This is a genomic window from Vibrio sp. S12_S33 (genome assembly GCF_963889785.1).
GTDB lineage: Bacteria > Pseudomonadota > Gammaproteobacteria > Enterobacterales > Vibrionaceae > Vibrio > Vibrio aestuarianus.
Genome location: NZ_CAWPQZ010000009.1, coordinates 98,044 through 108,634, shown reverse-complemented (window position 1 = coordinate 108,634; position 10,591 = coordinate 98,044). Strand labels below are relative to the sequence as shown.

Annotated in this window: 5 protein-coding genes, 1 pseudogene and 1 riboswitch; of the genes and pseudogenes, 2 read left to right on the top strand and 4 right to left on the bottom strand. The window is 43.1% G+C overall.

Going from position 1 to position 10,591, the window contains the following annotated elements:
• Both AACW06_RS06605 and AACW06_RS06600 read right to left on the bottom strand, forming a co-directional pair.
• Positions 1 to 326 (bottom strand): annotated as a pseudogene (locus AACW06_RS06605) (IS982 family transposase); the annotation flags it as partial.
• Positions 327 to 549: 223 nt separating this feature from the next.
• Positions 550 to 1,866: a cation:proton antiporter gene (locus tag AACW06_RS06600; RefSeq protein ID WP_172532129.1), complete on the bottom strand. Its 1,317-nt coding sequence runs from the start codon at positions 1,864 to 1,866 to the stop codon at positions 550 to 552.
• Between the two features lie 181 nt (positions 1,867 to 2,047).
• Between AACW06_RS06600 and metH the strand changes: the two genes are divergently transcribed.
• A complete protein-coding gene (gene metH, locus AACW06_RS06595) occupies positions 2,048 to 5,725 on the top strand; it encodes a methionine synthase (protein ID WP_192074485.1) in 3,678 nt (1,225 codons plus the stop codon).
• 77 nt (positions 5,726 to 5,802) lie between these two features.
• Here the strand turns inward: metH and lysC are convergent, their stop codons facing one another.
• Positions 5,803 to 7,155: a lysine-sensitive aspartokinase 3 gene (lysC, locus tag AACW06_RS06590; protein WP_192074484.1), complete on the bottom strand. Its 1,353-nt coding sequence runs from the start codon at positions 7,153 to 7,155 to the stop codon at positions 5,803 to 5,805.
• A 105-nt stretch (positions 7,156 to 7,260) separates the two neighbouring features.
• Positions 7,261 to 7,436: riboswitch (Lysine riboswitch) on the bottom strand.
• A 178-nt stretch (positions 7,437 to 7,614) separates the two neighbouring features.
• Between lysC and AACW06_RS06585 the strand changes: the two genes are divergently transcribed.
• The gene (locus AACW06_RS06585; RefSeq protein WP_192074483.1) at positions 7,615 to 8,736 is read left to right on the top strand and encodes a pyridoxal-phosphate-dependent aminotransferase family protein; all 1,122 of its coding nucleotides are present in this window, start codon (positions 7,615 to 7,617) and stop codon (positions 8,734 to 8,736) included.
• A gap of 54 nt (positions 8,737 to 8,790) precedes the next feature.
• Here the strand turns inward: AACW06_RS06585 and AACW06_RS06580 are convergent, their stop codons facing one another.
• On the bottom strand, positions 8,791 to 10,563 hold the full coding sequence (locus AACW06_RS06580; RefSeq protein WP_192074482.1) for a PglL family O-oligosaccharyltransferase: 1,773 nt from the start codon (positions 10,561 to 10,563) through the stop codon (positions 8,791 to 8,793).
• Positions 10,564 to 10,591 lie beyond the last annotated feature (28 nt).

The following is a 10,591-nucleotide window of genomic DNA, read 5'->3' as shown; positions in this document are numbered from 1 at the left end:
CCTGTCGGTTCACCTTTGACATGGGTAAAGAAAGAGCTGAGTGGCACAAGAACTGAAGGCATTACTTCAAGAAACCGTGTGTAACTGAGCAGAGTTGGGAAATAACTCTTGTAGTGGCGACGCACGACCCCAAGGTAAAAGTTTTTGAAATCACGCTGATGAGACATATGGAAAGCGATAATGATTGTCATGATTTCGCTTTCGGACATCCTGCCTTTGCGGTTGCGCTTTTGTTCGCCGCTTTCAAGCTGAAGTTTTTGCCACTGAGGTAGAAAAGCCTTATAAAAGTCATCGATATGGCAAAATAAGTCTACTAGTTTATGCATAGCTGGTTCCTTTGCGATTGTTCTCTCTTGGTCGAAAGATCTGATCGCAGAGCCAGCTTTTAGTTCCTAATGCCGCTCACCTTAAGTGAACGGCATTAGAGCCTAAGAATGGTTTCTATTTTAAATTTTTAAATCATCAAATACTTTAGATTTAAAAAAGTCGACACGCAGTGGTATCGACTTGGTGATTCAACAGATATTGTGAGATGCATTCGAATCGGGATTAACTTTCTTGTTCTTGGACTACTGTCGATTCAGTGGCTTCCCTTTGTTTTTCAGCCTGTTTCGCTTTTTCGATCAAAGGAGTAATGGTTGAGCCTTGGATCAGTATCGAAAATACTACAACGGCATACGTCATAACCAGTATCAGTTCTTTTACATCGATAAGCTTATCCGGAATGACTAAAATTCCAGAGGGAATCGATAGAGCCATTGCTAGTGCTAATCCTCCGCGTAGTCCTCCCCAAGTAAGAATCTTAATCGACCATGGGTTATAGCTTCGGTAACGTTTAAAGCCAATGTACGATAAGAAAACGCTAAGGTAGCGAGCACATAACACAAGCGGAACGGAAAATGCCATTAACATCCAATCTTCTTCATGAAATTGGAAGAGTAGCATCGACATACCAATCAATAGAAACAATACCCCATTGAGAAATTCATCAACTAACTCCCAGAAGTGATCTAAATGCTCTTCGCTTTCCTTTGAGAAACCGATAAAGCGGGTCCAGTTACCGATCATGATACCTGATACCACCATTGCGAGTGGCCCAGAGACATGAATGACATCTGCAAAAACGTAACCAGCGGTTGGAATACCGATGGTTAATAACAGCTCCATGGAGTGGTCATTAGTCGCGCTAATAAGGTAGTGAAATAATAAACCGAGAGCTAGGCCGTAGATAATTCCCCCCATAGCTTCTTGTGCAAACAGCATAGTAACACTACCAACGGTCGGAGTTTCTGTACCGAATGCGATAGTAAATATTGTGACAAAGATAACTAGACCAAAACCGTCGTTGAAGAGAGATTCCCCTTCAATTTGAGTTGAGATACGTTTAGGCGCATCAAGTTTTTTGACAATGGCTAACACAGCGATTGGGTCGGTTGGTGAAATCAGCGCGCCGAATAATAAGCAATACACAAGGTCAAATTGAATGTCGATCAGTTGGCAGAAGCCATAGAGGCCAAAACCAATGAAGAAGGTTGAAAATAATGTTGCTCCAAGTGCGAGAACGGTTATTTCCCATTTTTGATCTTTAAGATTAGGCAGTTTAATACCTAAGCCACCCGCAAAAAGAAGAAAGCCTAGGATCCCTTTGAGTAAAAAATTTTCAAAGTTGATGCTATTAACGGTATCGATAGCAATTTCAGTGAGATGAAACCAATCGTTTTGACCCGCAATTAAGATTAATAACGAAAGCATCATAGAGCCTGCGGTGATAGCAATGGTGGTTTGCATCTTTCCTATCTTACTGTTTAAGAAAGCAATCATCATCGCGGCTGCCGATAGGAAGCACAAAGTATAGTAGACCGACATTTTTTTCTCAGTGTGTAACAAAATATGAACAAATTCTCCTTCTATGATGAGCAAATAGCAAACACTTTTTCATTACATCAGAGTTAACAACAAGCAGCGATTAAAGTGCTGTTTAGACGTCTAGATTTCTAACGGTTATATGATAGGATGTGGAAATAACGAAAAGGAATGAGGCTGTACTGTGGGAAGAAAAGTGAAGAGTCAAATTGAAGCTCAATTGCAACAAAGAATATTGTTGATCGATGGTGGTATGGGCACCATGATTCAGGGTTACAAGCTTGAAGAGCAAGATTATCGAGGAGAACGTTTTGCTAATTGGCCAAGTGATCTAAAAGGCAATAACGATCTCCTAGTATTGACGCAGCCTCAATTGATAAAAGAGATCCACAGTGCTTATTTAGAGGCCGGTGCTGATATTCTTGAAACCAATACCTTTAATGCGACGACTATCGCAATGGCTGACTATGATATGCAAGCCATCAGTGATGAAATCAACTTTGCTGCTGCAAAATTAGCGCGTGAAGTCGCTGATGAATGGACCGCTAAAACACCGCATAAACCCCGTTACGTGGCCGGTGTACTCGGTCCAACCAACCGTACCTGTTCTATCTCTCCAGATGTGAATGATCCTGGCTTCCGCAATGTCAGTTTTGATCAACTTGTTGAAGCGTACTCAGAATCAACACGAGCTTTAATTAAAGGTGGCTGTGATCTAATTCTTATTGAAACCATTTTTGACACATTAAATGCCAAAGCGTGTGCTTTCGCCGTCGATACGGTTTTTGAAGAGCTCGGTTATAAGTTGCCTGTGATGATTTCAGGGACGATAACTGATGCCTCTGGTCGTACCCTTTCAGGGCAGACAACAGAAGCGTTCTACAATGCGCTTCGCCACGTGGAGCCGATCTCCTTTGGTTTAAACTGCGCTCTAGGTCCCGATGAGCTACGCCAATATGTTGAAGAGTTGTCACGTATCTCTGAATGCTACGTTTCAGCGCACCCTAATGCCGGTTTACCAAATGCATTTGGTGAGTATGATCTGGAAGCGAAAGAGATGGCAGAGCATATCGCTGAGTGGGCGCAAGCTGGGTTTCTAAATTTAGTTGGTGGTTGCTGTGGTACAACGCCAGAACATATTCGACAAATGGCACAAGCAGTTGAAGGAGTGAAGCCTCGCTCTTTGCCGGAATTGCCAAAGTCGTGTCGTTTGTCTGGTTTGGAGCCGTTAACCATCGCGAAAGAGACATTATTTGTTAATGTTGGCGAGCGAACAAACGTAACGGGTTCCGCACGTTTCAAACGATTAATCAAAGAAGAGCTATACGATGAAGCGCTACACGTAGCGCGTGAGCAAGTCGAAAATGGTGCTCAAATCATCGATATCAACATGGATGAAGGGATGCTTGATGCCGAGGCGTGCATGGTGCGTTTCCTTAATCTATGTGCTTCTGAGCCTGAAATATCAAAAGTGCCTATTATGGTTGACTCTTCTAAGTGGGAAGTCATTGAGGCCGGTCTTAAATGTATTCAAGGTAAAGGCATCGTTAACTCGATCTCTTTGAAAGAAGGTAAAGAAAAATTCGTTGAACAAGCGAAGCTGATCCGTCGCTATGGTGCGGCGGTTATCGTGATGGCTTTCGATGAAGTGGGCCAAGCTGATACACGTCAACGGAAAATCGAAATTTGTACCAATGCTTATCGTATTTTGGTCGATGAGGTTGGTTTCCCCGCAGAAGATATCATCTTTGATCCAAATATTTTTGCTGTTGCTACGGGAATTGACGAGCATAACAACTACGCCGTTGACTTTATCGAAGCGGTTGCAGACATCAAGCGCGATTTACCTTACGCCATGATCTCCGGTGGAGTCTCCAACGTTTCGTTTTCTTTCCGCGGTAACAACTATGTTCGTGAAGCAATTCACGCGGTATTCCTTTACCACTGTTTTAAAAATGGTATGGATATGGGGATCGTCAACGCTGGTCAATTGGAGATCTACGACAATGTTCCAGAAAAGCTGCGGGATGCCGTAGAGGATGTAATTCTAAATCGCCGAGACGACAGTACTGAACGTTTATTAGATATTGCGGCTGAATATGCCGATAAAGGCGTAGGAAAAGAAGAAGATGCGAGTGCACTTGAGTGGAGAACATGGTCGGTTGAAAAGCGTTTAGAGCATGCGTTAGTTAAAGGAATTACAGAATTTATCGTTGAAGATACTGAAGAAGCCCGTCTGAATGCGAGCAAACCATTAGAGGTGATTGAAGGCCCATTAATGGATGGCATGAATGTAGTTGGTGACCTATTTGGTGAGGGTAAAATGTTCTTACCTCAAGTGGTTAAGTCTGCGCGAGTTATGAAGCAGGCGGTTGCCCACTTAGAGCCTTACATCAATGCATTGAAACAAGCAGGTTCAACCAACGGTAAAATTCTACTCGCAACCGTAAAAGGTGATGTGCATGACATCGGTAAGAATATTGTTGGTGTGGTATTGCAATGCAATAACTACGAAATTATTGACCTTGGGGTGATGGTGCCGTGCGAGAAAATACTCAAAGTAGCCAAAGAAGAGAACGTTGATATTATTGGTTTATCTGGCCTTATTACACCGTCATTGGATGAAATGGTCCATGTCGCGAAAGAAATGGAACGTCAGGGTTTTGATTTACCACTTTTGATTGGTGGTGCAACCACATCGAAAGCGCATACTGCCGTGAAGATAGAACAAAATTACCAACATCCGGTGGTATATGTAAACAATGCTTCACGTGCAGTTGGGGTCTGTTCGGCGCTACTGTCTGAGACACAAAAGCCAGCTTTTGTTGAAAAGCTTCAGGCTGATTATGACGTTGTGCGTGACCAACACGCTCGTAAGCGTCCGCGTACTAAACCTGTCACCTTAGAGCAGGCTCGCGCTAACAAAGTCGCGATTAATTGGGATAGCTATACACCACCAGTGCCAATTAAACCTGGTGTGCATGTGTTTAATGATTTTGATGTCTCGACGTTACGCCAGTATATCGATTGGACTCCGTTCTTTATGACATGGTCGTTGATGGGTAAATACCCGGCAATTTTTGATCATGAAGAGGTGGGTGAAGAAGCTCTGCGTCTGTTTAAGGATGCCAACGAGTTACTTGATCGTGTCGAGCGAGAAGGTTTACTCGAAGCTCGTGGCATGTGCGCCTTATTTCCTGCGGCCAGTATTGGTGATGATATCGAAGTTTACAGTGATGAGTCCCGTACTGAGGTTGTTCATGTTTTGCATAATTTGCGTCAACAAACTGAGAAGCCGAAAGGATTTAACTACTGCCTATCTGATTACATAGCACCTAAAGAATCAGGCAAGAAAGATTGGATCGGTGCGTTTGCGGTTACTGGTGGTATCGGTGAGCGTGAATTGGCCGATCAATACAAAGCAAATGGTGATGATTACAACGCGATTATGATCCAAGCCGTAGCGGATCGTTTGGCGGAAGCTTTTGCTGAGTATTTACACCTGCAAGTTCGTAAAGATATTTGGGGTTATGCTACAGATGAAAACTTATCGAATGACGAATTGATTCGTGAAAAGTATCAAGGTATTCGCCCAGCTCCGGGTTATCCAGCGTGTCCTGAACATACAGAGAAAGGAACTTTATGGGAAATGCTCAATGTTGAGCAAGCGATTGATATGTCGCTAACCACCAGTTATGCCATGTGGCCAGGGGCTTCGGTATCTGGTTGGTATTTCTCTCATCCTGATTCTCGTTATTTTGCCATCGCACAAATACAGCAAGATCAAATGCAAGATTATGCGCAGCGTAAAGGCTGGAGCGAGCAAGAAGCAGAAAAATGGTTAGGGCCTAATTTAGATTAAGGTAAAAAAGACAGAGGTTGGAATATCCAACCTCTGTCTTTTTGTGGCACTCAAATTATTGAGCAAAGCACTTTAGATTATTTCTCAAACAGCTCTTGGTGTAGTTTCTGAATAGCGGCTTTTGATACCGATTCATGCAGCAAGAAACATAAGTTATGCGGACTCGCACCGTAGCAAATCATACGCATGTTGAAGTCTTCTAACGTGCTAAATACCTGCTTGGCGTAACCTTTGTTATTACTCATGTTATTGCCTATCAGTGCGATTAAACTTAAGTTATGTTCAACATCGACAGTGCATAATTCTTCCAATTCTTGACGAACAGCTTGTGGTAATTCTGGTGAACCCCCGGAAGTATCGGTTTTGTCTAATGTTAAGGATACGCTGATTTCAGAAGTGGTAATCAGATCTACTGAAATTTTGTGTTTGGCTAAAATCTCGAACACTTTCGACAAAAAGCCATAAGCATGGAACATGCTAGCACTACGCAGTGTGACCATAGTTTGGTTGCCGCGTAAGGTCAAGGCTCTAAAAAGTGGCGAGCTTTCGACACGTTTGCGAATCCAAGTTCCACCTTTTTCTGGCTCTTTCGATGAACCTACAAATACAGGAATGTCATGTCGTAATGCTGGTAACAATGTCGAGGGATGGAGAATTTTGGCACCGAAATTCGCCATTTCAGACGCTTCACTAAAACTGATTTCAGCAATCGGTGCAGCATTAGGCGCAATACGAGGGTCGGTAGTATAAATGCCAGGTACATCGGTCCAAATTTCTAAACCTGACGCTTGGACTGCTTCTGCAATTAAAGCGGCTGAATAATCACTACCACCACGGCCAAGGGTGGTAGTGTTTCCTTGTTCATCAGAACCAATGAAGCCTTGCGTTACCACTACGTGCTGTTGACATAATGGCGTTAATTTTTGTTTAGCAAGTAATGCTATTTGCTCTAACTGAGGCTCAGCACGACCGTAATGATCATCGGTGCGCAAGATCTCGCGGATATCAAAACGCACCGCTTCCATACCTCGTTCACGCATCAATTGGGTAAGAATAAAGGTCGACATTAATTCGCCGCACGCAACGAGATGGTCAGTCAATTTTTTACTTGATTGAAAAGAGGCGGCTTCTGCAACACTAGCAACCATGTCTAAAATTGAATGTACTTCTTTTTCAACTTGAGCTGGCTGGGCTAGTTGATCGATGATGGCATGATGGATATCGGCTAACTGTTTGATGATCGCCAAACGTTGCTCAGCATCTTGAACTCCACTGGCTAACTCAACTAACAAATTAGTGACACCAGAGCATGCACTGCTAACCACTAATTTTGTATTTGGATTGTTTTCGATAACAGCAGCACAACGGCTCATTGCTTCAAAGTTAGCTACACTTGTTCCGCCAAACTTGGCTACATTGAATGCGCTCACAGCATTTCTCCCACGACTTCCTAAAATAAAAATGTGTTGGTGTTCCAACGTCCAATGTTTGAAGAGAAATTTCTAGAGCATATAAAGAGGTGTTTTTGATTGGTTTACCTCAGAAGCTCTTCATCAGCGCGGCTAATGACAGTTGAAGGGATTCAGCCCATTCAACCGACAAACCAAATCCACAACCTTGGTTCATCTCGGCACTGCTCCCCATCAATGCTTTGTTTTGGAGTTGAGGCTCCACAAAACATCTGCCTGGGCAGTGCTCCTCTTCTGCTAGATAGCTCATTCATTGAACGTTTTTGAACTATTAATGTCAATTGCTAATTAAGTTCAAATGTAAAATAAAATTAACCAGATTGTGACTCTGGTTTGACCTCTAGACTTCTGTCGAATTGTTGCTAGGTGATTTTTGCTTTACTCTGGTTTTCCACATTTGGCCGCAAGCAAGGAGCAATTATGTCCATTACCAGTTTCAACCCACCACAACGGATCTTGATGGGACCTGGTCCTTCAGATATTTACCCACAAGTATTGCAAGCACTAAGTCGTCCAACCGTTGGTCACTTAGACCCGTTATTTATTCAGATGATGGATGAGCTCAAACAGCTACTTAAATATGCATTTCAAACGCAAAATGAATTCACGATAGCAGTTTCTGCGCCAGGCAGTGCCGGTATGGAAGCGTGTTTCGTCAATTTAATAGAACCGGGTGATAAAGTCATTGTCTGCCGCAATGGTGTGTTTGGTGAGCGAATGCGAGAAAATGTCATTCGTTGCGGCGGGGAAGTCGTGTTGGTTGATGATGAATGGGGGATGCCAGTTTCGGTTGATAAAGTAGAACAAGCGATCAAGGCGAACCCCGACGCAAAAATATTGGCATTTGTGCATGCGGAGACATCAACCGGGGCATTAAGTGATGCACAAGCGTTAGGTCAGTTGGCTAAGCAAAATAACATATTGAGTATTGTAGATGCGGTAACATCTCTAGGCGGTGTGCCACTTTATGTCGATAAATGGCAGTTAGATGCCGTTTATTCTGGTAGCCAGAAATGTCTATCTTGTCCCCCTGGCTTATCGCCGTTGACTTTTTCCGCTCAAGCGATTGAGAAAATTCAATCACGCACGACACCTGTACAAAGTTGGTTTTTAGACCAAAGCTTGGTGCTCAGCTATTGGAGTGGAGAAGGTAAACGCAGTTATCATCACACCGCACCAGTCAATAGCTTATATGCGCTACACGAAGCGCTATTAATGTTAAAAAATGAAGGACTAGAGCAAGCTTGGTCTCGTCATCGTGATATGCATGAAAAGTTAAAACAAGGCTTAGAGAAACTTGGCTTTAACTTTGTGGTGCCAGAGCAAAGTCGGTTGCCGCAACTTAATGCGGTATATATTCCTCAAGGTGTTGATGATGCGAAGGTTCGCTCCCACTTGCTCAGTGAATATAATTTGGAAATTGGCGCTGGTTTAGGCGCACTTGCGGGTAAAGCTTGGCGTATTGGCTTAATGGGCTATGGGGCTCGTAGAGAAAATATAGCCTTGTGTTTGCGGGCGTTAGAAGAGTCTTTAACTGAGTAGAATAAAACCAGTAGAGCAGCCTTAATGGTTACTCTACTGGTCATAGTTAGGCAATTATTCAGTAGCTGTTGCTTGCACACTACTTGAAGCTGCACTAGATGGTCGAATATATTGCACGGAACTAAAATCTATGTCGGGAAATAGAAATTGGGCCTCCGAGCGAATTTGCTCGGCACGACTATCATCGCCAATGCCTTGGTAAGCAATCACCAAATTACTGTAGAAGGTAGGTCGAGGTTGGTGCTTAATGATCTCTAATGACCAATCTATATAAGGCGTTATAAGTTCGGGGTCTTGAGTATATAAACCAATATTGAGATAGGTGCTATACACATCCCAATCAAAGCGATTTCTCCACACTACAGGATTGGTGACCTTCTGTAAGATATCAGGGTTTGGTGGTTGAGATTTTTCAAACTGAGTGAGCACATGGTTAGTGTGCAGTGCACTCACCATGTAAAAACCCGTCAGTACAGGAGCCACTAAACTTATGACCCTCAGTAATGACTTACTCACCGAGCTAAATGGTGCGTATTTATATTTGGCAACACGTTGATCAACCCAAAAAAGCAAGATGATAAAGGTTATCCAATGCACCGCTGAGTGATAAAACGGATATTCCAGTTGGCTGTGTAAGACGATAGGAATAAACAAGGCAAACACTGCGAGCCTTGTTCCTTTCTTGGCTGAGTATATCCTCATCATTACGAAGGCAATCGCCAATAATATTCCGATGACAGGCAGTAACCCGCCTTCGACCCCCCACAACAGTAATTCATTGTGTGGGTGATCCATGGAATGGAGCCCCGGATGATAACTTGAATTTAGCTGATGTTGTCTTGCGGTATAAAGTAAATACTCCGCTTCAAACTTACCGTAGCCGTAACCTGTAAATGGCTTTTCAATGATCATGTCGAGCGTTTGAGGAAAGGTGTAACGGCGAGGGCTTTCTAGATCGGCTTTATTGCTAACAAACCCATCGCTTCCCTGAGTATACATTGCAGCAATACCGAGCAAGATACCGATTAATGTTGCAGCACTCCATCCCCAAAAGCGTTTTGGTGTCGAGAATCGAAATAGGTAAGGGAGAACGAACATAATCCCTAATATTGCACCAAGCCAGCCAGTACGAGAGGCTAGTACGACCAATAACGGTGCGGTTAAAAGCGGAGTGAAATATAAAAGGCTTACTGCGCTTAATTGTTGATTGTATTTTTTTGGTTGGCGAGCAAGCAGGTAACCGGAAATCACCAAGCCAGTAGCAAGAAAACTTGCCATGACATTAGGTTGTTGAAAAATGCCGTAAGGCCGATTTACCTCAGTGTTATAACCAAATAGGTTATTTGGTTGCAATAGAAAATACTGATAGAAACCAAACAGAGCTTCAATCAACACGCCTAATACAATAAACCACAGTAATCGCTGTTTATGTTTGTTACTAAAACGGAATTGTTGTAGTAAGACAAAAAGCAATAGCCCGCACCATAGCCCTACCAAGCGGCTGACTGAGAGTTCCAGTGACGCATTGGTGTAAAGCAGTGGAATGGTCATAATGATGCAGCTAATCAACAAGCCGATAGTTAATTTGGAATAACGTAGCCGACGGTTAGAAGCCAGTTGATATAAACCCAACGAGAGCGTGATGCTCAGCGTTAACCAAGTTGTTGGGTTAAAAGATAGCGCTAAACCTGAACCACCAGGGTTAGGCATAAAAAAATGCATTGCCAGTAAATAGATGATGCTAATCGAAAATAAAAAAGGTTTATTTAAAGGAATTGCTGGTGCTTGGTTCTCAAGCTGCGTACCGCTTAGATGCAATGTAGCCATAGGTCTCACGTTCCAGTTGAAAAGAAAC